Annotated in this window: 23 protein-coding genes; 4 read left to right on the top strand and 19 right to left on the bottom strand. The window is 30.1% G+C overall.

Translation table 11 applies throughout. The features are described from left to right. Positions 1–40 precede the first annotated feature (40 nt). Together RR561_RS07280 and RR561_RS07275 are read left to right on the top strand one after the other, a co-directional pair. The gene (locus RR561_RS07280) at positions 41–1,087 is read left to right on the top strand and encodes a DnaD domain-containing protein (protein ID WP_332506969.1); all 1,047 of its coding nucleotides are present in this window, start codon (positions 41–43) and stop codon (positions 1,085–1,087) included. A 120-nt stretch (positions 1,088–1,207) separates the two neighbouring features. Next, positions 1,208–2,194, top strand: a complete 987-nt coding sequence (locus RR561_RS07275; RefSeq protein WP_332506968.1) for an ATP-binding protein — start codon at positions 1,208–1,210, stop codon at positions 2,192–2,194. Positions 2,195–2,703: 509 nt separating this feature from the next. On the opposite strand, the gene dnaB is transcribed toward RR561_RS07275, so the two are convergent. The 17 genes from dnaB to yedF all read right to left on the bottom strand — a co-directional run bounded on the left by dnaB (position 2,704) and on the right by yedF (position 20,616). After that, positions 2,704–4,035, bottom strand: a complete 1,332-nt coding sequence (gene dnaB / locus RR561_RS07270) for a replicative DNA helicase (RefSeq protein WP_332506966.1) — start codon at positions 4,033–4,035, stop codon at positions 2,704–2,706. A 423-nt stretch (positions 4,036–4,458) separates the two neighbouring features. Then, on the bottom strand, positions 4,459–5,139 hold the full coding sequence (locus RR561_RS07265; protein ID WP_332506965.1) for a hypothetical protein: 681 nt from the start codon (positions 5,137–5,139) through the stop codon (positions 4,459–4,461). Between the two features lie 158 nt (positions 5,140–5,297). Then, a complete protein-coding gene (rplI, locus tag RR561_RS07260; RefSeq protein ID WP_332506963.1) occupies positions 5,298–5,744 on the bottom strand; it encodes a 50S ribosomal protein L9 in 447 nt (148 codons plus the stop codon). Between the two features lies 1 nt (position 5,745). Next, positions 5,746–7,761, bottom strand: a complete 2,016-nt coding sequence (locus tag RR561_RS07255) for a DHH family phosphoesterase (RefSeq protein WP_332506962.1) — start codon at positions 7,759–7,761, stop codon at positions 5,746–5,748. Continuing rightward, the gene (locus RR561_RS07250) at positions 7,754–8,791 is read right to left on the bottom strand and encodes a DUF2232 domain-containing protein (protein ID WP_332506961.1); all 1,038 of its coding nucleotides are present in this window, start codon (positions 8,789–8,791) and stop codon (positions 7,754–7,756) included. The genes RR561_RS07255 and RR561_RS07250 overlap by 8 nt, the downstream gene beginning before the upstream one ends. 349 nt (positions 8,792–9,140) lie before the next feature. Next, positions 9,141–10,061 carry a D-alanyl-D-alanine carboxypeptidase family protein gene (locus RR561_RS07245; protein ID WP_332506959.1) on the bottom strand — a complete coding sequence of 307 codons (921 nt, stop codon included), beginning with the start codon at positions 10,059–10,061 and terminating at the stop codon, positions 9,141–9,143. Between the two features lie 298 nt (positions 10,062–10,359). Beyond that, positions 10,360–11,475, bottom strand: a complete 1,116-nt coding sequence (locus RR561_RS07240; protein WP_332506957.1) for a sensor histidine kinase — start codon at positions 11,473–11,475, stop codon at positions 10,360–10,362. After that, positions 11,459–12,151 carry a response regulator transcription factor gene (locus tag RR561_RS07235; protein ID WP_332506955.1) on the bottom strand — a complete coding sequence of 231 codons (693 nt, stop codon included), beginning with the start codon at positions 12,149–12,151 and terminating at the stop codon, positions 11,459–11,461. Before RR561_RS07235 ends, RR561_RS07240 begins: the two co-directional genes overlap by 17 nt. A gap of 142 nt (positions 12,152–12,293) precedes the next feature. Then, entirely contained in the window at positions 12,294–14,315 is a 2,022-nt protein-coding gene (locus tag RR561_RS07230) for a cell wall-binding repeat-containing protein (RefSeq protein ID WP_332506953.1), read from the bottom strand. A 1,346-nt stretch (positions 14,316–15,661) separates the two neighbouring features. Next, positions 15,662–15,889, bottom strand: coding sequence for a 30S ribosomal protein S18 (gene rpsR / locus RR561_RS07225; protein ID WP_106777152.1), 228 nt, complete (start codon positions 15,887–15,889; stop codon positions 15,662–15,664). A gap of 20 nt (positions 15,890–15,909) precedes the next feature. Continuing rightward, positions 15,910–16,359 (bottom strand): single-stranded DNA-binding protein, encoded by a 450-nt coding sequence (locus RR561_RS07220; protein WP_332506951.1) that lies wholly within the window; start codon positions 16,357–16,359, stop codon positions 15,910–15,912. Between the two features lie 14 nt (positions 16,360–16,373). Then, positions 16,374–16,664, bottom strand: coding sequence for a 30S ribosomal protein S6 (gene rpsF, locus RR561_RS07215; protein WP_332506949.1), 291 nt, complete (start codon positions 16,662–16,664; stop codon positions 16,374–16,376). 305 nt (positions 16,665–16,969) lie between these two features. Beyond that, complete coding sequence (locus tag RR561_RS07210) at positions 16,970–17,869, bottom strand: radical SAM protein (protein WP_332506947.1); 900 nt, start codon at positions 17,867–17,869, stop codon at positions 16,970–16,972. Positions 17,870–18,059: 190 nt separating this feature from the next. Then, the gene (locus RR561_RS07205; RefSeq protein ID WP_332506945.1) at positions 18,060–19,256 is read right to left on the bottom strand and encodes an aminotransferase-like domain-containing protein; all 1,197 of its coding nucleotides are present in this window, start codon (positions 19,254–19,256) and stop codon (positions 18,060–18,062) included. 161 nt (positions 19,257–19,417) lie between these two features. Continuing rightward, a complete protein-coding gene (locus tag RR561_RS07200) occupies positions 19,418–19,597 on the bottom strand; it encodes a DUF951 domain-containing protein (protein ID WP_106777147.1) in 180 nt (59 codons plus the stop codon). Between the two features lie 10 nt (positions 19,598–19,607). Next, the gene (locus RR561_RS07195; RefSeq protein ID WP_332506942.1) at positions 19,608–19,874 is read right to left on the bottom strand and encodes a DUF3343 domain-containing protein; all 267 of its coding nucleotides are present in this window, start codon (positions 19,872–19,874) and stop codon (positions 19,608–19,610) included. A 127-nt stretch (positions 19,875–20,001) separates the two neighbouring features. Next, positions 20,002–20,616: a sulfurtransferase-like selenium metabolism protein YedF gene (gene yedF, locus RR561_RS07190; RefSeq protein WP_332506940.1), complete on the bottom strand. Its 615-nt coding sequence runs from the start codon at positions 20,614–20,616 to the stop codon at positions 20,002–20,004. A 932-nt stretch (positions 20,617–21,548) separates the two neighbouring features. Here yedF and RR561_RS07185 point away from each other — a divergent pair. After that, a complete protein-coding gene (locus RR561_RS07185; RefSeq protein ID WP_332506938.1) occupies positions 21,549–22,205 on the top strand; it encodes a GerMN domain-containing protein in 657 nt (218 codons plus the stop codon). 146 nt (positions 22,206–22,351) lie between these two features. Further along, positions 22,352–23,491 carry an aminotransferase class V-fold PLP-dependent enzyme gene (locus RR561_RS07180; protein ID WP_332506936.1) on the top strand — a complete coding sequence of 380 codons (1,140 nt, stop codon included), beginning with the start codon at positions 22,352–22,354 and terminating at the stop codon, positions 23,489–23,491. A 72-nt stretch (positions 23,492–23,563) separates the two neighbouring features. Here the strand turns inward: RR561_RS07180 and RR561_RS07175 are convergent, their stop codons facing one another. Beyond that, the gene (locus RR561_RS07175; RefSeq protein WP_332506935.1) at positions 23,564–24,355 is read right to left on the bottom strand and encodes a hypothetical protein; all 792 of its coding nucleotides are present in this window, start codon (positions 24,353–24,355) and stop codon (positions 23,564–23,566) included. 161 nt (positions 24,356–24,516) lie between these two features. After that, positions 24,517–25,713 (bottom strand): aminotransferase-like domain-containing protein, encoded by a 1,197-nt coding sequence (locus RR561_RS07170; protein WP_332506934.1) that lies wholly within the window; start codon positions 25,711–25,713, stop codon positions 24,517–24,519. Between the last annotated feature and the right edge of the window lie 100 nt (positions 25,714–25,813).

Below are 25,813 nucleotides of genomic sequence, written 5' to 3'. Positions count from 1 at the left end.
TAATTATATTGGTAAGTACTTGTAGAAAGGGGTTTTTTGTATGTTTTTTAAATCTATGGGAGATGAAAATTATAGTGACGTAATAATTCCTAGTCTATTTTTTGATCTATACATACCCATTGCAAATGGAAACCAAATAAAGGTTTATCTTCTTGGATACAAAAGTGCCTTTTTGTATAGAGGGTTTCACAGTGATGAAATGGATAATCAAGCTATAGCAAATATTATAGGAATTACAGAAGATGAAGTTGTCTCAGCTTGGAAGTTTTGGGAAAATATGGGGATAATTAAAATCCATAATAGAGATGATGGACTTGCGATTGAATTTTTGGATATTAAAACAGAATATCTATCAAAGCATTCTAGATCTAAATCTTCAAAAGAAAATCTGGATAATACCCTTGATACAGCTTCTTCTTTTGAATATATAAATATGTATAATAAAATAGAAAAAATAGCAGGAAGAGTGCTTACTCCACCTGAAAAAATTGATATTTTGGACTCAGTAAAGTTATATAATTTCGAACCAGAGATAGCTGTCAAAGCTTTTGAAAGAGCTGCCAAGGATAATGGAAGAATAAAGTCAGTAAAGTATGTGATAGGAATTATGAAATCTTGGTTTGATAATTCTGTTAAAAATGAGGATGATATAGAAATCCTTGAAGAATCTCGCTCAGATAAAAATGAAAATTATAAAACAGTATTTAGAGCCCTAGGCTTCAATCGAACTCCTACAGAATTTGAAAAAGAGGCTATTGATCGTTGGGTCTTTGATTATAATATGAGCATGGATGTGATACTAAAGGCCTGCTCAAAATCAGTAAATACAAGCAATCCAAATATTAGATACTTTGATAAAATCATTACTTCTTGGCATCAAAAAGGAATTAAAACTATTGAAGCCATTGAAATGGAAGATAAGAAGTATGCGGAAAGTCGATCTAAAAAGAGTAAAACAAAGAATAAAACTACCGCCTACTCTACTCCAAAGATTCATACAAAGTTTCATAATTTTAAACAAAGGGATACAGGTGAATATTCTGATGAAGAACTTGATAAACTTCTAAGAAATTCCAATAAAAAATAATTTCAACAATTATATAGAATTTTGATTAAGTTGTAGGTACGGGAATTTACTGGTAAAATGCTTTTTATTAGATGCTGGTCGATTCCTATATTTATATATACTTTAGAGAGGAGAAAAAACTTGAATAAAGAAAAAATGAGAAAAATTATGCTTGAATATCAGTATAGAAGAGATAGGCACCAAGATCTTTTGGATGAGAGGGTTGGAGAAATTTACAAAAAATACCCCAACATAAAATCTATAAGTGAAGAAATTCGAAAAATGGGTTTAAAAATGACAAAGTTGGTGATCTCCGGAGCATCTGAAGAAGATATTTCAAATATAAGTAGACAACAAAATGAATTGATTAATAGAAAAAATGAATTGTTCATAGAAAATAATATACCACTTGACTATCTGGAACTAAAATATGAGTGTGAAAACTGTAAGGATACAGGCTTTCTTGAAAATGGTAAAAGGTGCAATTGTCTTAGACAAAGAATGTTAAATGATTCTTACGTTATGTCAAACCTAGAAGAAATTTTAAGTATGGATAATTTCGAAAACTTTAATTTAGATCTTTTTTCAGATAAAGTCACAGAAGAAATAACTGTTAGCCCTCGCGAAAATATGAAAACTATTTTTATGGATACTCAGAACTATATTTTCAATTTCGATAAAAAAGAAGGCTCCAAAAAAGATAATTTACTTTTTAGCGGTGATCCAGGACTTGGTAAGACTTTTCTGTGTAGTTGTATTGCAAAAGATCTTTTAGATAAGGGCTATACAGTAATTTATCAGACTGCATTTAACTTGATGGAAGTTATTGAAAGATATAAATTTAAAACGGAAACTTTCTCATATTTAGATGAAGAAAATTATAATAATTTATTTACTTGCGATCTTTTAATCATAGATGACTTGGGTACAGAGATGGTAAACTCCTTCACAGCTTCAGAATTGTTTAATATAATAAACTCAAGACTTAATGCTAGGAAGAAAATCATTATCTCAACCAACCTTGGTCTATCTGAAATACGAAATTCATACACTGATAGAATCGTTTCTCGAATTGTGGGTAACTTCCAGATGTATCAATTTTATGGAAGTGACTTGAGGTTTAAATAACATATAAACACATTTAGCTAGGATCTATACACAGATTATACCTAAATTATATACAGATTATCCACATAAAATGTTAATAACATTGTGGATTGTGTGCAAAATAAAAACGCAATATAGCAACATATCAACATAAAAATATGGAGTTATCCACAGAAATCTGTTGAAAAGAACATATTTTCTGTGCATAACTCAGATTTTTTTGAAAAATGTAATTATTTATCCTAAAAATCATTTTTATCTATCAACAAGCTATAACTTATAAAAATTCTGATTTTTCTTAAATTTAAATTTATTATTTATCAAATTTAAATTATAAACTTTTAAAACATATTTTAAAATCAAATTGTAAGTTTTACCATTTTTTATTTTTAAGAAGGTATAATTCCTTATTAATTCAAACTAATATATTAGTTTTTACTTTATAATATATTATAATCGTCAAAAATAAAAAAAGTCCCGAAATCTAATATTAATTCGGGAACTTTCTAATCTATTTCTTCTTTAGTTTTTTATATCTCTCGCGCTCTATCCTTAAATTTCTGAATCTCTCCAATCCAAACAAGTTCAATATCACAAGTTTCACCATGTCTGTTTTTGGCGATTTTTATATCTGCAATATTCTTTTTTTCTGTTTCTATACCATTATAATACTCATCTCTGTAGATAAACATTACAATATCTGCATCCTGTTCAATAGCACCAGAATCTCTCAAATCCGATAACTTTGGCATATGATCTTTACCAGTTTCGGTGTTTCTAGACAGCTGAGATAGCGCTACTACTGGGCAGTTCATTTCTTTCGCCAAAATCTTTAATGATCTTGACATTTTAGAAACTTCTTGCTGCCTACTCTCATTTTTTCCATCACCTTCCATAAGCTGAAGATAATCTATCATGACCATATCAAGACCTTTTTCCATCTTGAGCTTTCTACACTTAGATCTAATTTCAGAAACCTTGATACCTGGAGTATCATCTATATATATATCTGCTGATGATAAAACCTTCATCGCATCCATAATTTTCTTCCATTCATCATCTGCTATTCTTCCTTTGGCAATATTGCTTAGAGCAACATTAGACTGAGAAGAAATCAATCTTTGTACTAGCTGCTCTTTTGACATTTCCAAACTGAAAACAGCTACACTTGCCTTCGATTTTATAGCTACATTTGAAACCAAATTTAGAGCAAATGCTGTCTTTCCCATACCTGGTCTGGCAGCTATAAGCACCAAGTCACTCTTTTGAAGTCCACCTAACTTTTTGTTAAGGTCTGAAAATCCAGTATCTAGACCAGTTATTTCAGATCCACTACTGTAGACGTCTTCTATCATAGAGTATACATCTGTCAAAACTTTTCCTATTGGGTTAAAGTCAGATGTTACTCTATCTTGTGATATATCGAAAATTTTCTTTTCTGCCTGATTCAAAACATCATCTATATCTTCATCTTCACTATAACCAAGACTTATAATATCATTTGATACCTTGATTAATCTTCTAAGAACAGATTTTTGCTTTACTATTTCTGCATAAGTTTTTACATTAGAAGTGGTTGGTACTACAGTTGTAGTACTTGAAAGATAGTTTACTCCTCCAATATCTTCAAGATAACCCTTACTTCTCAATTTTTCAGACACTGTAACTATATCTATAGGAACTCTTTCTTCACTAAGTTCTTTCATGCTATCAAATATCACTCTATGTGAGTCACTATAAAAATCTTGACTGTCTAATATCTCAGCAACGGGAATTATGGTTTCCCCTTCAATTAAAATAGAACCAATTACACATTGTTCAGATTCTATACTACTCGGTGGTATTCTATTTATGTCAGCCAATTATCTCACCTCCCTGATATATTTTAATATATCCTAAAAATACTTTCACTTTTATTCCTTGTTCTTATATCTTATCTATCCTTGTTATTATTTTTCTCATTTAAATACTTTATATAAATGTAACTCTATTCAGATAAAATTTTCCTTTATAATTCATCATATAAAATATAGTTTTCATATGATAAATTACTTCTGCAAGATGTAATTATACCATATATATATAATTAATTACACCATATATATAATATTTATTGCAGTCATTACATAGGCTCGACTGCACAATATCTAGTATGAAAAAATAAATTTTATCAATATATAAGCTAATTTTAAAAAGCATAAAAACAGAGAAGGGGATCGGCCTTCTCTGCATCTTGGAGTGAATATTATAACTTTTCAACTGGAACTTTATAATACCTAAAATATTTAGTAATCTGAATTTTCGTCATACTCATTGCTCTGACTATAATCAGTATAATCATCATTATTATAGTTATAATCTCCACTGTAGCTATCATCTGAATTATTGTTAGTGCTAGTATTGTCATTTGATTCCTTGTTCTTTTGTGATGACTCACAGCTATCGCATATACCATTTTGATTTAAATCATCAGAAAACAAAGCATTACCACAATATGTACATGCAGGTGGGTTTTCTCCACATTTAGGATGTACATACACTCCTACACCATGCACATGTGTCAAGTTGCTTATTTTATCTCTTTTTCCACAAATTTCACACACATCATATTCTTCTTTTTTACTCTCTTTTTTATTAATAACCTTGGTTTTTGTTACTACTTTTTCTTCTTTATTATTTTCAAGTGATTCTTTTTCATTTTTTTCTTTTTGCTTTTTCAGTTCTGCAGCTTTTTCATCTTCAAGCCTTATACCTACTTGTTTAGTAATTTTAGGTTTTTTTGAGAGCCATATTGGTTTTTCTCTACAACTGTTACATAATTTTGTTTTTTTATCTGATTTAAATCCACAATTATCACAATAGACCGTACTCTTTGCTATTATTTCTTTGCCAAAAATACTAAAACCAGAACATCCAGTCGTAAAAATACTAAAAACTAATAAAATTAAAACCAAGTATTTCTTCATTATCATTCTCCCTTGCCCTAAAATTTTATAATTTTAAAACTTTTCAAAATATTTTGCTTTCAATATCATTCTACTACTAATAATGCCTTTTGTCTACATCAATTTATTTAATTATCCTATAATAGAAAAAGGCCACCATAAAGGTGACCTCTTTTTTATTATTTTTCTCTTATGTCTACTCTTACCTTAGTTGTTACTTTAGGATGAATCTTTATATCTACAAATCTTGACCCTAAAGATCTAATTGGTTCATCAAGAGTTATCTTTCTCTTATCTACATCTATACTTTTCTGTTTTTTTAACTGCTCTGCAATTTCTTTTGAAGTGATTGATCCAAACAATCTTCCACCATCTCCAGCTTTTGCCTCAATAACAATGCTTACATCTTCCATCTGCTTTCCTAGTAAAACAGCTTCTTCATACTCTATTTGAGCTTTTCTTTCTTTAGACTTTTGTTTTTCATCTAATTCCTTAACATTTGTATTACTTGCTTCTATCGCAAATTTCTTTTTTATAAGGAAGTTTCTAGCGTATCCATCGCTAACTTCTTTAAGCTCCCCTTTTTTACCTGTACCTTTTACATCTTTTAATAGTATAACTTTCATATTAGTCCTCCTCATCTTCCAAGTAATCTTCTATGACTTTCTTGACCATATCATATGCTTGAGTCAAGCTGACATCCCTTATCTGTGTTCCAGCTATATCTATATGCCCTCCTCCACCTATCTTTTCCATAAGTATGTGAACATTTATATTTCCCAAAGATCTGGCACTTACAAATACAGTATCACCCTTCATTCCAAGTACAAAAGATGCATCTATATTTTTTATATTCAATAGCTCGTCAGCAGCCTTAGCTATTACTATGTTAATATTATCTATTTCTTTCTTCGAATATGCAAGACATATTCTTTCATTTATTATTTCTGTTCTTTGAATTATCTCAGCCTTAACTAAAAAGTCCTCAGCATATGAGTTGAAAAATTTCTTTACAGCCAATGTATCTGCCCCTATATTTCTCAAATATGACGCTGCTTCAAAAGTTCTTACTCCTGTTTTAAACTCAAAGTTCTTAGTATCTAAATAAATTCCTCCAAGAAGACCTTCAGCAGTCAACCTGTGAATTTTAATATCATAATCTGTATATTGAATAAGTTCTGTTACCATTTCACATGTAGATGAAACGTATATTTCGTGGAATAGTAATACTGTATCACTTATATATTCCACTCCTCTTCTGTGATGGTCAATTACTACTAGTCGCTTAGAAATTTCTAATAGCTCTGGACACTCTGTGTAGCTAGGTCTATGAGTATCTACCACTATTATAAGAGTGTCTTTGTCACACATATCGATTGCCTTTTCATGTGATATAAACATGCCATTATAATACTTATCTTCTTTGAGTCTGCTCACAAATATTTCAACAGCCTCATTCACTTCTTCGAGCACTATATTTGCTATTTTTCCATATGCTTTACATATATCAAAGACACCTACTGCAGCTCCCATAGCGTCCATATCAGGATACTTGTGACCCATTATAATTATCTTATCACTCTGATTTATAAGCTCTTTTAGAGCAAGACCTATCAGTCTTGACTTAACTTTTGTTTTTCTTTCAAAGCCTTTGGATTTTCCACCATAGAAATTGAAACTATCTTTATTTTTAATTGCAACCTGATCACCACCTCTACCTAGGGCCATGTCAATCGCTCCAGAAGCGAATTCTCCAGTTTCTTCGATAGTATCACCATCGTAACCCACTCCTATGCTCAGACTGACTGGTAGAGAGTTTCCATAGTCTATTTCTCTTGCTTTATCTAATATACTAAATTTAGTTCTTTCTAGCATTTCTAGTGCATGTTTTCTCATGAATAATACATATTTATCATTTGCCATCTTTCTCATCAAACCTTCTGTTTCCATTTCTAGATTTGAAAGAAGCTTTTCTATATCCATAGTAATTATTGGTCTATTTTCTTCTGGAGTACTCTTTAGCACATCCTCATAGCCATCTACCTCTATAATCATTACTACTTCTCTACTATTTTCATATTTTTCTTTAAGATTTTCATAGTCAGTTTCATCTATCCAATATATTATTGCTTTATAGTCTGCACTGCCATCTGTCTCATCATCGGATTTTGTAAAACAGTAATTAAGTTTGTATTTTTTATCATTATATTCAAAATCATCCTCTATTACTCTTTTTTCATCCAATACTTTTCTTAAAGTAATATCTCCTACTAGATCTTCTATATTTTTACCTATTGTTTTTTCTTCTGCATTTTCTCCTATCATTTCGTCAAATTTTTTATTTGACCAAAATATATTTCCATCTAATTCTATTATGCATAGAGGAACCGGATTGGATACCATGGTTCTTTTAATCACTTTATTAATGTCAAAGCTAAGATTTTTAATTCTTTCTTGAATCCTTTCCTCATCTTTTCTTTTTTTACTAAGATAAAAAAAGATCAATGCCACTAAGACTATTATTCCTATGATCCCTACTATATAGTTTTTGAAAAAAGAGTATAAGCTCAATATTAAAATCACTGAAAAACATATTTCTTCTAGATAGTCAAATACATAATATTTATGATTTTTATTACTCATTTTTTCCTCCAAAATTCTTTAAACTTGGATCCCATCTCAATCTATAGTTCCATAGATTGTCTAGCATCCCTAGTACAGAAATTCCTGGTAATATTCCCATAAAAATTATAAGAAATATCATCAACATCCAATTTATGTTCTTTCTTATTTTGCCCCATCTTTTGATAATAAAGACTATCAAAGACGTACCTTCTAAGAAGAACAATATATTCATTATAAATATAAAACTGTTTATAATGATTTTCGTATCAATATCTGGAGAAACCAACCCTATAACAAAGAGTACTATTATTGAAATAAAAAGAACACCTACTGGATTACCTGGTAATATAATACAATCAAACTTTATATTAAATATCTTCTTTTCACAAAACTTATTAAGTATTGGAATAGCGAAAAAGTAAGATATTACCGCTGAAATAACGGCCCTTATAAAGACTGATATCATTATTATTGTCCCAGTATTTTGAAGAACATCTAACACTCCTGAACCTTCAACAGCCTTTAGATCACTTGATTTTATTAGTTGATTATAATTTGTTACAATATCCTTTATTTCATTTTGCATACTTTGAATGATGTCAATATTCATAAAATATTTCATGGATGCATAATATCCTATTATACCCATGGCAAATATTATTATTGCTATCATAAAAACTCTTAGAGAAGCATAGCTATATACATTGTTATTTTGCCTAAAAGAAAGTTTTATTTTTCTATTTTTAGAGTCTCTAAAACCTTCATTATTATAAATTATCGCAGACAAAAATGCTGGTAATAAATATATACAAACTGTAGCTAAAGTAGCTTCACTTCCATGAACAATAAATGTAATTGCAGTCGCAAGTACAAGAGCGGATACCCTAAAAATCCAGTTTGAATTCACTACTATTATTATCATCGGAATTATTGATACTAATAAAAGTACTGAAAGAAATGGTGCTGAATTTCCAATTAAGGTACAAGCAATTAATATCGCCAACATTATAACGTTGATCACTTCTATTTTTTTTTCTATTTTTTTCAACCGCTTACCACCTCCAACTTTTCTTATCTAATATACTATAACTTTCTTAATTTATAGTATATATTACAAAATATAAGCATTTATAGTTTTATTCTATTTCTTCTAATAACACTTAAATATTTTTTGTTTTTTATCAATATGAAATCGCTTTTAAATAATTACAATTTCTTTAAATTAGCCTTTCTTATATTATACCATTATATCATTTGCTGTGTAAATAGCACGTACTTTTCAGCAAAATTAACATTTTTATACATATAATCTATATCCTTTTGGCAAATAGATTGAAATAAAAAATTGACTACAATAAAGTTTTTATTTTTTCTTCATTGTAGTCAATTTATATTTATTATTTGCTATTGTTATATACTACTTGATATATGTTTTCGGCATCTCTTACGGCAATCTTATCTCTTGACGATTTCCCGTTTGCATTCATTGTCACCAAAATATATTCCACACCATTTATCTTACTATATGTACTTAGACAATTACCTGCTTGAGTTGTATAGCCTGTCTTTCCACCAAGTATCAGGTTACTATCTGTTTTTTCAAATAAAGTACTTCTAAAGGTCATGCCTTCTGAATGTTTATTACTTTCTTTCATAGAATATCTTTTAGAGCTATATATTTCTCTAAACAAACTATTGTCCAAAGCATGGCTAATCAAAAAACTCATATCATTTGTAGTCGAATAGTTATCCTCACTATGTAAACCTGTTGAATTTTTAAAATGTGTATTTTTAAGACCGAGTTCATCAGACTTTCTATTCATAATATCCACAAATCCTTGTTCACTTCCTGAAACTAAATAGGATATAGACATAGCTGCTTCTCCACCCGATGGCAATATTGCCCCATATAAAAGATCTTTGTAGCTCACTCTTTCTCCTGGAGAAAAGCCCGCCATACTAGCTCCCTCCTGATACAATTTATCATATGCTTCTATAGGAACCTTGACTTCTTCATTTACATCTTTAACTTCATCTATCCCTGCCATTACGGTCATCAACTTTGTAAGAGATGCTGGATATGCTTTCTTGTCTCCAGAAATACTATATACTATTTTATTATTTGTCTTGTCGTAAAGCGTTAGATATTTACTTTCAATATCTAATCTTTCTAAATCTTTCTTAAGCTCAGTATTACTCTTGCTCACTTCATCATCCAAATATGTATCAGATTTTACTCCTTTGGAAAATAGATTAAATATAACTATCGTCAGCGTTAAAAGTACTATTATGCCTTTTAATAAACTTTTTTTCTTCATTTTCAATCACTCCTTATCTATGTCTTTATTAAACCATAAAAGGATTTTGTGTTTGAAAATATTCAATTAACAATATCTTAAGTTTTTATTAATTCGCTACCTTCAAGTACTTTCACTGTAATATATTATAATTTTCACCTTGTAAAAGCATGAATTTCATTCACTATTCACTATCAATTTTTTTCTTTACAAATATATTGAGTATCATATCTTCTTTTACTATATTGTTTATTAATATCTAAATCTCACATTTCAGTATGCTTTCTTCATTTATCAACAATATGGGTTTATAAGCCACCTATCTTTTTATAGATATTTCAAATATGATTTTATCTCCAATACTACGTGCCTTTATTTCTCCAGAATGAGCCTCAATTATTTCTTTTGTAATAGCTAATCCCAAACCCGATCCACCAGTCTTGCTTGACCTAGATTTATCTAACCTATAAAATTTATCAAATATATTTTCTAGATCTTTTTTACTCATTATATCGGCTTTATTTTCAAATTCTACATTTATAAATTCATCTGATATGTATGCTCTTATAACTATATCTGAATTTTCATGACTATAAAAAATAGCATTTTTTATCAAATTTTTAAAAGCTCTACTAAGTTTTTCTATATCTCCATACATCTCAATTTCTTCTGGAACTTCTAAAACTATCTTTTTATTTTTTTCTTTCAATATTAATTTAAATTCACTCAATAGTTCATTTAATAAACCTTTCAAGTTAAATCTTTCCTCGTTTAAAATTAAGTCTTTAGAATTTAATTTTGTTATGTCAAAAATCTCATTTATAAGATTTTCCAAGTGATAGGTTTTATCTAAAACCAAATCCAAATATTTTTCTTTTTTTTCTTCTTCAATATCCTTCATATCTTTTAAAAGATTTAAATATCCAATAATTGACGTCAGTGGTGTCTTTACATCGTGAGCTAGGTACATTATCAAATCATTTTTTCTCTTTTCTACATTTTTTATTTCTTCGTCTCTTTCCTTTAAAATCTTCTTTCCACGATTTAGTCTCTTCTCTAAAAACTCCATTTCTTCTGATAACTTTATCTCTTCTTCTGATTCTCCAATTAAAATATCTAAACCATCACTTATTTCATCAAAATATCTAGACATAAAAGATATCAAAACTTTAAATATTATCAATATCATAAATAAAGCTGTCAGAAACACTATTATAAATTTATTACCTCTAACTCCAGAATGATATATATAAAATGCCTCTTCATAGTCTATATTTAATACCCTCTGTAGTGCTTGAGTAAAAAATTCTCCAAATCTACCTGTAAGTATAGAATTCAAAAATAAAACAAAAGCAATTGCTATAAAAACTACAAGTAATATTTGAGAAAAAAGTTTTCTTTTAAATTTTAGATATCTATCATTCTTTTTCTTCAATTTTATACCCTACTCCCCATACAGTCTGTATATACTTGGGCTCATCAAAAGAATCTCCCATCTTTTTTCTAATATTTCGAATATGTACCATTACAGTATTATTAGAGTCAGAGTAATACTTTTCTTTCCAAACCTTTTGAAAAATCATTTCTGATGACACTACAAAATTTTTGTTTTCTATCAAAATTTTAAGTATTTCAAATTCTGTAGGAGTGAGATTTAATATATCTCCATTTAAGATTGCTATATGCTTTTTTGCATCTAACTTTAAATTCCCTACTTCTAATATATTTTTTTCTTCTTTTATTTCATTATATTCTTTATATCGTCTGAGATGCGCTTTTACCCTTGCCACTAGCTCCACAGGCTTAAATGGTTTGGTTACATAATCATCTGCCCCTATGTTTAGCCCCTTGATCTTGCTGATGTCTTCATCTCTTGCTGTCAACATAATTATAGGAAATTTATGTTTCTCTCTAATCTTTTCAGCAACCTCAAATCCATCCATATCTGGAAGCATTAGATCTAGTATGGCTAGGTCGATGTATATATTTTCAACCTTCTTTAGTGCGTCTTCTCCTGTATGACTTTTAAAAACATTATAACCTTCATTTACTAAGTAGAGTTCAATTAATTCTGCTATTTCCAGCTCATCATCTAGTACTAAAATATTCATAATTTTCTCCTTTTAATATTTTCGGCTTATTATATCATCTAAATCAATAAAAATCAAAATAAATAATTTTATAAAAAAATTGCAGTAGCTAATATTAGCTACTGCAATAAATTTTATCTATGTTATCTTATCTTTTATATTTTTACTTAAGCTCTAATAAATCATTTATTGTATTCATTACTGAATCAGATATTGATAATGGTCCACCTATTATAGTAGTACTCTTTATCTTTGAGTTATTTAAGTAACTAATAGTTGCTCCTGGTACTGCATCCTTTGTAGCAAGTAGTACTGGAGAAGCTGTATTAGCTGAGTATGGAGCTGCTATAAGAGCATCCACGAATCCTACACCATCTGTTACAACAGCATATTCAGCGTCTGGGTATGATAGAGCAGCTGCCTTAGTAGCTGTTTCATATCTGTTAGCTCCTGCAACTCTTTCTACAGAGTCAACTTCCATAGCGTTTAGAACACCCTTTGAAACAGAGTTTTCTCCACCACCAACAAATACCTTCTTAGTCTTAAACTTATCAAGAGCCTTTATAGTAGCATCTGGTAAAGTCTTAGATTCAGTGAATAGTAAAGGTGCCTTTTTCTGATTAGCTACAGTAGCCATTGCGATACCATCTGCGAAAGTATCTCCATTTACGACGATAGCTTCACTTGATGAATCTCCATTAGCATCTCTTACTTCCTTAGCGATATTTGCTGCAGTTTCATATCTATCTCCACCTGTTATTCTTCTTACAGAATAATCACCAAGCTTGTCTTCAACCTTCTTTGAAACTGAAGAATCTCCACCTATGATGATTATGTTTTCAGCACCTAATCTCTTTATTTCGTTAAGAGTACTGTTTGGTAGTACATCCTTTTCAGTTAAAAGTAATGGTGACTTTAATGCAGCTGATAATGTTGAAGCTGGAGCAACATCTGGGTAGCTCTGGCCAGTTGCAAGTATTACTGTCTTAGCTGACTTGTAAGCCTTCTTAGATACGTCTGCTGCAGTAGCATATCTAGTCTGTCCTGCTATTCTCTTAGTGTACTTTCTAGCATTGTAGTTAAAGTAAATATTTGTAAGTCTATCAGATTTTATTACATCATGATATTCTTCACCTATTAACTTTTCAAGATCTAAGTGAATGTCTATTAAGTTATTCTGCTCAAAAGCACCTGCAAATTCAGCATTGTAATCTGTCTGTCTTCCTGTAAGTGACTCATCTAGTAAATCTTCATATCCTTCTGGAAGGAATAAGTTCTTTCCATTAGCATCCTTTGCGTGTACTAGTGGATCCTTAACCTTTGTTGGCATGTATACAGTTGAGTTACCTAATAACTTAAATGATCCCATAGGAGCTACCATTTCTCCTATACCTATTGCTATCTTTTCCATTCCGCCTAAAGATCTGTCTGCATTTTCCTTAATAGGCTTTATACTCTTGTTGATGATATCAGCTCTATCTTCGTTAAAGTCACGAGTAGGTGTAACTTCTATTGAATTGATTGCATCTCTTACACCCTTTATTTTTCTTGCTGCTGATCTACCAAGTATTTCACTTGCACCCTTGTCTACCTTTACATATAGATACTTACCATCTTTTGAAACTGTTGCTTCATCTAAATCAAAATCAGCCTTACCAGTTGAAAGTAAATTATCTATTGCATCTAATTCCTGTAAAATTTCCTGTATATTAACATTTACATGAACAACATCCTTGTTTACCTGATTCATTATATCCTTTAAGTTCTTTCTTATAGAATCAGTTTCTCCTGTAATCTTCTTAAATTCTTCAGCGATTCCCTTTGTAGCTTCATTCTGTGTCCAGTCAACTGAAACTGTAGCATCTAATCTAACAGGTCCGTTTGGAGTTACTAATCCCTTCATTTCTTCTGGGATTTCTAGAACTGCATACATATTTGGTATACCTGCAATATTAATACTTGCAAGTTCCTTCATATGAAGTTTAAATTCTACATCTTTTTCTCCACCATTTAGACGTAATGGTTTCTCAGCAGTTGATCCTGAGTTATTTGAAACTTCCTTCATGTTTGTTACGCCTGTTTCAAACACTGATGCGTTAGCTACTACTGGAGCTATTGCCTGGAATGCTAATACTCCACCTAATCCAACAGTAACCGTTCTTCTTAAAGTTGATTTTCTTTTCATAATGTAAATAACCTCCTAAATAAATATCAATTATTAATTTTTTCTTGAATATAAATAAAACAACATTACTTTCTTACAATTATAATAACGTAGAATAAAATATAAGCATATTTTATCCATTTTTAAGATTTTATATTATAAAACAAAACCATACCATTGTTAATGGCATACACAATATACAGCATTACACAGCATTTTCTAAGTGAATCACATGAATTCTTCATAATTTTTAGTCAATTTTATAAAACTAAACTTGTGCTGATTTATTTAAGATTAAAAAATATATTGCTCATATTTATAATTTTAAAATAAAATTATCTTTTATAAGTTTTAAGTATTATTCCTTAAATTATAGTAAAGAATAAATACACAACTAATATTTAATTTTTATAAAATAAATCAATTGAAATATTTCCAATTTTAAATTAATTTTACATAACTAAACTTGTATTATTTTATTTGATACTAAAAAATATATTACTTATTCTTATAATTTTAAAATAAAATTATGCTTTATAAGTTCAAATTATTATTCCATACCTGTGAATAAAGAATAAGTGCACAACAAATATTTAGCAATTAAAATATGCATTAAATGAAGTTTTCATAATGTTCGTTTAAATTTATCAAACTAAACTTGTGTGGTTTTATATAAGATAAAAAAATATATTGCTCATATTTATAATCTTTAAAAATAAATAGAAACATAAAATCTTAAAAATTGATTTAGGGAAACAAAACCTAAACCAATTATAAATGTTTGAGAGAATATAAAATTACCTTTACTTACAACTAACCATCTATCTATACCGACTATATATAGCATACTAATTTTAAAAAGTAAAATTTTTTTTGTGAAATAGGCATTTTAATTTAATTAGTATATCAATATTGTATATTCTAAATATACTTAATATGAAAAGTATCTTATAAATAGCATATCTTATATCTATTCTTATTTTTATTTTATTGAATTTTTATATCATATATTAATTATTTATTTTTGAATTTTTAATTTTTTTTATTATATATTTTTATTTTTTATTAGTTTATTCCCCTTGTCTAGAATTTACAAAAAAATTACACTTTATTTTCTTAGGATATATACATATTTTTTTTATTTATATATTTTTTTTATTTTTTAATTAACGATGTTATTTTTCTATCTTTTTAAATCTGCATATCTAAAAAATCTATTACTAAAAGTCCTTCTTTTTTATTTTTTTGAAAGATATTTAGATTTATTTTCTCTTTAATATTTCTATTTTGCCTATTCGCAACTTTTTAAACAATAAAAAAGTCGTTGCATAAGCAACGACTTCGATATGTTTACAATACAGAATTTATTATTCTACTGTGTATGGTAAAAGTGCTACATTTCTAGCAAGCTTGATAGCTTTTGTAAGCTCTCTTTGATGCTTTGCACAAGTACCTGTTACTCTTCTTGGAAGTATCTTACCTCTTTCAGTAATATGCTTTTCCAACTTCTGATAGTTCTTGTAATCTATATTAGTGTTTTTATCAGCACAGAACTGACAAACTCTTTTCTTCTTACGTCTCTTCTTGTTTATCACGACTTTCACCTCTCTCTTGTCTAAAATGGTACGTCATCGTCATCAACTGCAGAAAATTCAGAAGGACTAACAACACCGCTTGGCTCGAATTTTGCTGCTTCAAAGCCTTCGTTGTTATTGTTTGTATCAGGAGCTGCTCCTGATGCAGAACCTCTGCTTTCCAATGCCTGTATATTACGACCTGATACCTTTGTGAATGTTCTTTTTTCTCCATTAGGAGTCTCATATCTATCTACTTTAATAGATCCCTGAACACCAACTAATCTTCCCTTTGTAATGTAGTTCGCACAAAATTCAGCTGGCTTACCCATGATTTCAACTGGTATGAAATCTGTTGTAGTAGAACCATCTCTATTTTTATACTCCCTATCAATAGCTAAAGTAAAAGTAGCTACTGGAGTTCCTGAACCTGGAATATATTTCAATTCTGGGTTCTTAGTTAATCTTCCGACCAACACGACATTATTCATATTAACACCACCTATTATTTTTCGTCTTGTGCAACTATGACATGTCTTATTACATCTTCAGCTATCTTAAGTCTTCTGTCTAATTCCTTTGGAAATTCAACATCAGCCTTAAAGTTAACTAGTGTATAAACACCATCTCTGAACTTCTGGATAGGGTATGCTAGCTTTCTGCTTCCCCAATTTTCGATTTCAGCAACTTCACCATTAGCAGAAGTTATTATATCCTTGATTGTGTTAAGTAGCGCTTCTCTTGCATCTTCATCAAGAGTTGGCTTTACGATGTAAAGTAATTCGTAATTTTTCATTCATTTCACCTCCCTTTGGACTATACGGCTCCGAGTCCTTTCGGAGCAGAGACAAGAATTTTACAATTCTCATACCCAAATAGTATACTCGATTAGGGTGTCAAAGTCAATAGAATTATACGATTTTATATATAATTTGACATGTTAGTTACACTTTTACTTATTTTTCTAAGATTATAAATTCATTACCTATTACTATTTTAATAACCAATTCACTTTTTAGACTTGAGCTAGCTTTCTTTTATAACAATATAGACATAATTCCAAAAAAATATTTACTTAAAATAAATTACATCCTACCTATTTTACAACCTTATACGCTTTCTATCAATCCAACTTTGCATTTCTTCAGCAGAAGACTCTTTAAATATTTCATCTATTTCATTTAGGAGTCTCCTTCTTTCATTTGGTAATATACCCTTTACAAACATTGTGTTTGAATTATGCGCAGAAGATATCATGGCTGTACTCTCAGGATTTAAGTTTTCTATCATAGTCTTTAACTCTACCAATCTATCATACTCAGTTGCTTCCTTGTATTCCCCATTTTGTGCCATAATCCACAACTCTGTCCCAGGAACTAATGTTACCGACATCGGAAATACTGCTCTACAGTTAACCTTACTCAACATTTGTCCTGTTAGTCTTCCGTTTTCAATTGCCTTGTCTACACCCTCTCCCATAAGTCCTGTAAGAACCATGGCATAGTAGTAGTAACCATACTTGTCTAGCCTTTTCATTTCACGCACAGCTTCATCCACAGTGTTTCCCTTGTCTATAAACTCTAGAGCCTTTTGATTTCCACTTTCTACTCCTATATACAAATCGCTTATTCCTGCTTCTTTAATCCTTCTAAGATCTTCATCCGACTTTCTTTCTATATCTTTAATAGAAGCATATGTTGATATCACCTCTACACTTGGAATATGTTTGTGTATTATTTCAGCTATCTTTACTAGCCTATCTGCATCTAGTACAAATGGATTTCCATTTAGCAAGAAAACCCTTTTTGATTTCTTATAATATGGGTGTTGACTTGCCTCTATCACATCTGACTCAATCTGTTTTAGACTTTCCATCCCAAATTCTGTATATCTATACATTCCACAAAACTTACACTTATTGTGTGTACATCCGTTTGTTACCTGAAGAAGAAGTGAATCGTACTCCTTCGGCGGTCTATAAATTTGCTCATCATATTTCATCTTATCACCTCTTATATTATTTATATAATTATATTCTTACTTAAAGCTTAGCAATGATTTAATTTGTCATAATGTTCATAGATAATTACATTATTATAAATATTGCCTTCTACTGAAAAAGGGCGACCCCTTCATTTTCTAACTGGGGGGCGCCCAAATTCTTCTATAATTTAATAGACACTATAAAATCTTATAGTTCGTCTATAGCTTCCTTAATTGCTAGACCTAATAGTCTTATACCTTCTTTAATCTTATCATCTGGCATATTAGAATAGTTCATTCTAAATGTATTTACATGTCCTCCATTTGGGAAGAATGGTTCACCTGGAACGAAAGCAACATTATGTGGAAGAGCCTTTTCCTTCTGTAGAACTGTTGCATCTACACCTTCTGGAAGTATTACCCAAGTAAATAATCCACCATTTGGATAAGTATAAGTTACTCCTTCTGGGAAGTACTTCTTCATAGCGTCTAACATAACAGTTCTTCTGTGTCCGTATACTTCTCTTAGCTTAGCTATATGAGCATCAACATCATAATCATCAAAGAACTTAGCCATTTCCATCTGAGATATAGTAGAAGCCTGTAGGTCAGCTGCCTGCTTGATTACATTGAACTTAGCAAGTATTTCTGGAGCTGCTGCTACCCAACCAATTCTATAACCTGGTGATAAAACCTTCGATAAAGTTCCTAAGAACATTACTAGTCCCTTTGTGTCCATTGACTTAAGAGATGGTAAATATTCACCTTCGTATCTTAATTCTCCATATGGATTATCTTCTGCTACTGGAATTTCATATTTATTTACTATTTCCATAAATTTCTTTCTTCTTTCTAGAGGCCAAGTTCTACCACTAGGATTCTGGAAATCTGGAATAACATATATAAACTTAACTCTATCATTTTCTTCAAGAATCTTTTCTAATTCTTCCATGATCATTCCATCACCATCAGTTGGAACGTCTATGAACTTTGGCTGGTATGCGTTGAAAGCATTTATAGCACCTAGGTAAGATGGACTTTCGCAAAGTACGATGTCATCCTTATCTAAAAATGCCTTACCTATAAAGTCTAGACACTGCTGAGAACCATTAGTGATTAGTAAATCATCTGCTACTACATTTGTCTGTAGCTTATCATTCATTCTCTTAGCAAGATGCTCTCTTAGTGGAGCATATCCTTCAGTAGTAGTATACTGCATAGCTACCTTACCATTTTCTTCAAGTACCTTTCTAGATACTTCTATCATAGCGTCTACTGGGAATAGCTCTGGAGCTGGCATACCTCCTGCGAATGATATTATTTCTGGTTTCTGAGTTAACTTTAAAAGTTCACGTATTGCTGAACCTTCCATGTTATTAGTTCTTTCTGCAAATTTTATTGCCATAAAAACGCACCTCCATTAATTAAAAAAAACAAAATAATATTTATCTAAATTCAAAGATACAACTTTATTGTATTTCAATTAAAAAATCCTTAACCGAAAAAAGATTGATATTGCATTTATAAATCCACTCAAGATCTATATAATTGTATACTTTAAATTCATTACAAAATCTTCTTTATTCTCTTTTCTGCTGTTTCTCTATCTAACATTATAATTCTTCCGCAGTTATTGCATTTGAACTTTACATCGGCTCCCGTTCTTGTAATTGTAAATTCCTTACATCCACAAGCATGTTGTTTCTTTAACTCCACAACATCACCCACCTTAATAGCTAGTGGCATACGTACCTCCTTAGTCCTGAATCTTTATGGCTTCTCTTTCCCCATCTTGATTCTTTATTATATGGAAAATTCCCCTTCTTTCTAGAGAATTTTCTTCCATTATTGTATTAATCTTTTCTAAATCATCCTTCTCAAATTTTATTGAAAGCCCACAACTTGCAGCTATCTCCCTAGGTGTAGGAAGTGTCAAAATCTTCAAATTTTCCGCTAAAAGAAGCTTTTCTGTTCTTATAGCATGATGTGTTGAGTTAAATGATATCACATAAAAATCGTTCATTAAACGATATTTCTCCTTTCAATTTCTAAGTAATCAACATCCATAATATAGTCTAAATTCAAGGAAATCTCAAACTTCTTGCAATTTAAGCAAACAAAGTATGATACCCTTTGCCTAAAAAGTCAATTTAGCCTATAGTAATTACCTTTGATGCAGACTTCATAGTCTCTACAATTGTATACATATTTGTAAGAGAACCCACTTTTAGTTCTTCTTTAAGTCCATAATAGTCAAGACAAGTTCCGCAAGATAATACCTCAACACCTGCGTCTTCCAATCTCTTTACATTTTCTACTGTTGCTTCATTGATAGTAGTAAGTTCTACTCCACCATTTAAAAATAGCACAGCCTTTGGTAATGGAGTTGCTTCATTAAGTGCAAATAAGAAGCCCTTGATCAAAACTTCGCCTAGTTCATCATTTCCACTTCCTAATCTATTGCTCATAATAGCAACAACTTCATTTGCTGAATTTGGTATATCACAACTAAAATCTTCTGCCTTAGCATCGATTACCGTTCCTTCACCCTTAACTATTCTTATTATCTTTTCATCTGCTTCATCTTTAATTAACTCTGCTTCACAATTTACAGATTTAGCAAATTTCAATATATTTTCTTTAGGTGCATTATCATCCACTGTAACTTCAATTACACCTTCTTCTATTTCTTCCAAAGCCTTCTTTGTTTTGATTACTGGCATTGGGCAAGCAAGTCCCTTTGCATCAACTTTTATTATACTCATTTTTATTCCTCCATTTCAAAAATGTGAAATATGCTTATAGCTATATAATAACATATTATGACATTTATTTACATATTAATATTTCAATTTTTTTCTTTCACATTTATATTTTTAGTCTTTATAAGCAAACTTTTTTTGCATTTTTTATATTATATTCATCTGTTTACTTTACAAAATAAATTTCTTTAATATTATATTTAATAAAATACAGTTTATTTTCTAAACATTCAGTTTACTATTATAATACACTAGATTAAATATTTTTTATAATACATATTTATTTAATCACTATTTATCAAACTTGATATACTATTTCTGCTAATATTATATAGTATTAATACTGTGAATTTTTTAAAATATTGCTATTCTTTTATTATATACCATTTACTCTTATTTTATTAGCTATTTACAAGAAATAATCTATGTTTTGCTTTTAAATTTTAAAACACGTCCTATTTCTAATGCTTTTCCTGTTTTGATGATTTTCTAATCATAAAAAATATACTGTCTTATTTTTCATTCTCTAAATTCGTTTTATTTTTTATTATCCAACTTTGTTTTATTTTCTATTCTCTAATCCTTGATTAAAAAGTTTTTTATTTAAACGTTTTTATATACATTGGATCCTTCAATCATTTATGAATCCTTAAATTTAATAGTTATTTTAAGCTATTTGAGCTAATATCTACATTAATCTAAAAAATTGAATCTCTGCATGTTTATAACAAAGTAGTTAATTCTATTCTTATGTGAAATTTATAGTTCTATATTTAAGCTAAAATTCTTCATTTATATCTATACCTATCTTACATAATAAGATCACTAATTTTTCCAACTAGATAATGGAGTATGTTATAATATAGGGTAGAGTAATTGTTATTTACTTTATTCTGCTATTTGAATTGTTTTATACAATGAAGGAGGTAATATTTATGAAAATTAACAAAAGAATTAAAATGCTTTTGGCAGCAGGCTTGTTGATGTTCTCAACGTTTACAATGTCTGGATGTACAAGTAAATCTTCTAATGAGGCAGACAATAAGACTCAGACTGAGCAAAAGGCTGATAATGAGAAGAAAACAGATAAAGAAGAATCAAAGGATTCTAAAGAAAAAGAAGATAAGAAAGAAGATTCTGCCAAAACAAATACCGAAAACAAAGATGATAAAAGTAATAAGGACAATGTCATCTCAGACAAAAAAGCTGGAGAAGGCAAAGATGAAATTACTTACTATACATACGATATAGATAAAGATGAGATGATCTCTCATAATAAAAAACAAAAGGATATAAGCGTTGAAAGTATCGTCAATGAACTTGTAGAATCAAAAGTACTTCAGGAAGGCACAAAGGTTAACAAAGCCCAAGTAGAAAATAAAGATGGTGTAAAAACTTTAGTCGTTGATATGAATCAAAATTTTGTAGACTTTAATCAAGGATCAAGCGAAGAAATGTCTCAAATACAAGGATTTGCGAACAGTTTAATAAAATCTTTTAATGTTGATCAAGTTCTTTTAACTGTTGAAGGTAAACCATATTCAGGTGGACATGTGGCACTAAATGAAGGCGAAATGCTTAAGTATAAATAGTTTTGAAAAACGGCGATTTCAGTTTAAATACAATAGTTGGTTATATATTTTATCTTTTTTATAAATATTGAGCTAAACACTATATCTATTGTTATTTAGGTTAAATATAATTTGTCGCTAAAATAAAATAATTGGGGGTAAGTTAAATGATTTATTTAGATAATGCAGCTACTACATTTCCAAAGCCTGAGTCCGTATACAAGGCTATAGATGATTGCATGAGATATCACTGTGCAAATCCAGGAAGATCTGGGCATAAAATGGCAATGGAATCTGCAAGAATTGTAGAGGATACTAGAGATTTGGTAGCTAAGCTATTTAACATTAAAAATCCAATGGACGTGATTTACACTTTTAATGCAACTGATTCATTAAATCTAGCCATCAAGGGATTTTTACATTCAGGTGATCATGTTATCACTACAACTATGGAGCATAATTCCGTTTTAAGACCTATTATGGAATTAGAAAAGATTGGTGTAGAGCACACCTTTGTTAAGGCAGATGCGAACGGCAAGGTAAATCCAAGCGACATTGAAGCTGCTATTAAGGACAACACAAAGATGATTGCCATAATACATGCATCAAATGTAGTGGGCACTCTAATAGACATTGATGCTATAGGAAAAATTGCAAAGAAGCATAATATAGCTTACCTAGTAGACGCATCTCAGTCTGCTGGAATATATGATATAGACGTTCAAAGTATGAATATAGACATGCTAGCTATGCCAGGACACAAGGGACTTTTAGGTCCTCAAGGAACTGGTTTGCTATATGTAAATGGAGATATTAAGCTAGATAGCCAAAGACAAGGTGGAACAGGTAGCAGGTCTGCAGAAATTGTTCAGCCAGATCTTTACCCAGATAAATATGAATCTGGTACTCACAATACTCCAGGAATAGCAGGACTTGGAGCTGGTATACAATTTTTATTGGATACTGGTATTGAAAATATCAAAAATCATGAAGAAGAACTTTCACAATATATGATTGATGAAATACTAAAAATCGATGGAGTTACTCTATATGGACCTAAGTCTGCAAAAGAAAGAGCTGCAGTAATTGCTCTAAACATCAGGGACTTAGATTCTGGTGAAGTTACTTTTAGATTGGATAGAGAGTATGATATTGCTACTCGCTCTGGAATTCACTGTGCTCCTCTTGCTCATGAAAGCATAGGAACAATAAAGCAAGGGGCTGTAAGATTTAGCTTAGGATATTTCACAACAAAAGAAGAAGTAGATAAAGCAATAGAAGCCTTAAAAGTTATTGCGTCAGAATAACAAACATAAAAAGACCCCCTATGATTGATTAGGGGGTCTTCTTTTGTTTTTGTTTTACTTTTAAAATGCGATCTAACTACTATGTTGTTTGAGATAATCAAGAAAGCTATTGTCATCGCTTTTTCTATAAAACAATTCTTTTATATACTCTGCAGTTTTAATATTTTCTTTTCCCATGAAATTGATAATATCTTTTTTATTATTTTTTATAAACACAATCTGTTCAACTTCATAACTATCTGCTTTTTCGAATATATTTTTCATCTCTTCTTTACTATATTCAATATTAATATGATAAAAAAAATCTATAGATGACATATTTTTTCCTACAATAAGTTTTTTACATTCAATTGAATCAGATCTATTATCGTTTTTTATATTTATATTTAATTCTTTTTTTAGTTGACGCATTATAGTTTTTTTAGGATCCATGTATTTTTTCATCGTGCTATCACAATCATTTATATCTATAAGGGCTGAAATACATTGATACAGATCTGGATAAAGGCTATGTTTTGACGTCTTTACCAAAATAAAATAATTATCGCTTGTTTCTAATAAAGCAACTGAACTCATTGATCTACATATATTTTTACTCGAGTGATTTTCTTGTGTATATACATAATGAGGATAGTCACTTATATTCAATATAAAATCTATTTTTTCTTTATATATTTTTATCTTCTTCATATTAAGTACCGTATGTTTAGATGTATTTGGCATAGATATATTTCTTTTTCTAAAGTCTGCGTCTATTCTATCCATCAAATCTTGAGATTTATTGTATATCTCCAAAGAATTTAGTAACCTAAAATCGGGAGGTACTTCAAAAATTTCTATTCTTTCTTTATTACTTTCAAGCATAACGCTACCTCTTTCCATCACTAAATTTCAATATATTTATCACCTTAAAATAAAAAAGGTGACCCCTAAAATTTCTTTAAGGGGGCACCTCTAAGGGGCATTTAAAAATTTTCGTTTACACTAATCTTTATGTATCTTTATATGTCCTGTCTCTATATATCTTATAATTCGTCTATAGCTTCCTTAATTGATAATCCTAATAATCTTATACCTTCTTCAATCTTATCATCTGGCATATTAGAATAGTTCATTCTAAATGTATTTACATGTCCCCCATTTGGGAAGAATGGTTCACCTGGAACGAAAGCAACATTATTTGGAAGAGCTTTTTCCTTCTGTAGTGTTGTTGCATCTATACCTTCTGGAAGTATTACCCAAGTAAATAATCCACCATTTGGATAAGTATAAGTTACTCCTTCTGGGAAGTACTTCTTCATAGCGTCTAACATAACAGTTCTTCTGTGTCCGTATACTTCTCTTAGCTTAGCTATATGAGCATCAACATCATAATCATCAAAGAACTTAGCCATTTCCATCTGAGATATAGTAGAAGCCTGTAGGTCAGCTGCCTGCTTGATTACATTGAACTTAGCAAGTATTTCTGGAGCTGCTGCTACCCAACCAATTCTATAACCTGGTGATAAAACCTTCGATAAAGTTCCTAAGAACATTACTAGTCCCTTTGTGTCCATTGACTTAAGAGATGGTAAATATTCACCTTCGTATCTTAATTCTCCATATGGATTATCTTCTGCTACTGGAATTTCATATTTATTTACTATTTCCATAAATTTCTTTCTTCTTTCTAGAGGCCAAGTTCTACCACTAGGATTCTGGAAATCTGGAATAACATATATAAACTTAACTCTATCATTTTCTTCAAGAATCTTTTCTAATTCTTCCATGATCATTCCATCACCATCAGTTGGAACGTCTATGAACTTTGGCTGGTATGCGTTGAAAGCATTTATAGCACCTAGGTAAGATGGACTTTCGCAAAGTACGATGTCATCCTTATCTAAAAATGCCTTGCCTATAAAGTCTAGACACTGCTGAGAACCATTAGTGATTAGTAAATCATCAGCTACTACATTTGTCTGTAAATGATCATTCATTCTCTTAGCAAGGTGCTCTCTTAGTGGAGCATAGCCTTCAGTAGTAGTATACTGCATAGCTACCTTACCATTTTCTTCAAGTACTTTTCTAGATACATCTATCATAGCATCTACTGGGAATAGCTCTGGAGCTGGCATACCTCCTGCGAATGATATTACTTCTGGTTTCTGAGTTAACTTTAAAAGTTCACGTATTGCTGAACCTTCCATATTATTAGTTCTTTCTGCAAATTTTATAGCCATTAAAAATTACCTCCATTAAATTAATATTTTTTAGTATATACAAACCACTCGTCAAAGTAGTTTGTATATACTATTTATATTTATTATAAAATTGGGCGTT

The sequence above is a fragment of the Peptostreptococcus sp. genome, from assembly GCF_036639115.1.
Classification (GTDB): domain Bacteria; phylum Bacillota; class Clostridia; order Peptostreptococcales; family Peptostreptococcaceae; genus Peptostreptococcus.
The sequence above is the reverse complement of the archived record's forward strand: the minus strand, read 5'-3'. Positions and strand labels throughout refer to the sequence as shown.

Excerpts from the sequence above, each read along its gene's own strand:
- RR561_RS07185 (WP_332506938.1), top strand. The coding sequence starts at position 21,549 with ATGAAAATTAACAAAAGAATTAAAATGCTTTTGGCAGCAGGCTTGTTG.
- RR561_RS07170 (WP_332506934.1), bottom strand. The coding sequence starts at position 25,713 with ATGGCTATAAAATTTGCAGAAAGAACTAATAATATGGAAGGTTCAGCA.
- RR561_RS07265 (WP_332506965.1), bottom strand. The coding sequence starts at position 5,139 with ATGAAGAAATACTTGGTTTTAATTTTATTAGTTTTTAGTATTTTTACG.
- RR561_RS07255 (WP_332506962.1), bottom strand. The coding sequence starts at position 7,761 with ATGAGTAATAAAAATCATAAATATTATGTATTTGACTATCTAGAAGAA.
- yedF (WP_332506940.1), bottom strand. The coding sequence starts at position 20,616 with ATGAGTATAATAAAAGTTGATGCAAAGGGACTTGCTTGCCCAATGCCA.
- RR561_RS07205 (WP_332506945.1), bottom strand. The coding sequence starts at position 19,256 with ATGGCAATAAAATTTGCAGAAAGAACTAATAACATGGAAGGTTCAGCA.
- RR561_RS07230 (WP_332506953.1), bottom strand. The coding sequence starts at position 14,315 with ATGAAAAGAAAATCAACTTTAAGAAGAACGGTTACTGTTGGATTAGGT.
- RR561_RS07195 (WP_332506942.1), bottom strand. The coding sequence starts at position 19,874 with ATGAACGATTTTTATGTGATATCATTTAACTCAACACATCATGCTATA.
- RR561_RS07175 (WP_332506935.1), bottom strand. The coding sequence starts at position 24,355 with ATGCTTGAAAGTAATAAAGAAAGAATAGAAATTTTTGAAGTACCTCCC.
- rplI (WP_332506963.1), bottom strand. The coding sequence starts at position 5,744 with ATGAAAGTTATACTATTAAAAGATGTAAAAGGTACAGGTAAAAAAGGG.
- RR561_RS07210 (WP_332506947.1), bottom strand. The coding sequence starts at position 17,869 with ATGAAATATGATGAGCAAATTTATAGACCGCCGAAGGAGTACGATTCA.
- RR561_RS07245 (WP_332506959.1), bottom strand. The coding sequence starts at position 10,061 with ATGAAGAAAAAAAGTTTATTAAAAGGCATAATAGTACTTTTAACGCTG.
- RR561_RS07220 (WP_332506951.1), bottom strand. The coding sequence starts at position 16,359 with ATGAATAATGTCGTGTTGGTCGGAAGATTAACTAAGAACCCAGAATTG.
- RR561_RS07180 (WP_332506936.1), top strand. The coding sequence starts at position 22,352 with ATGATTTATTTAGATAATGCAGCTACTACATTTCCAAAGCCTGAGTCC.
- rpsF (WP_332506949.1), bottom strand. The coding sequence starts at position 16,664 with ATGAAAAATTACGAATTACTTTACATCGTAAAGCCAACTCTTGATGAA.
- RR561_RS07280 (WP_332506969.1), top strand. The coding sequence starts at position 41 with ATGTTTTTTAAATCTATGGGAGATGAAAATTATAGTGACGTAATAATT.
- RR561_RS07235 (WP_332506955.1), bottom strand. The coding sequence starts at position 12,151 with ATGAATATTTTAGTACTAGATGATGAGCTGGAAATAGCAGAATTAATT.
- RR561_RS07200 (WP_106777147.1), bottom strand. The coding sequence starts at position 19,597 with ATGCCACTAGCTATTAAGGTGGGTGATGTTGTGGAGTTAAAGAAACAA.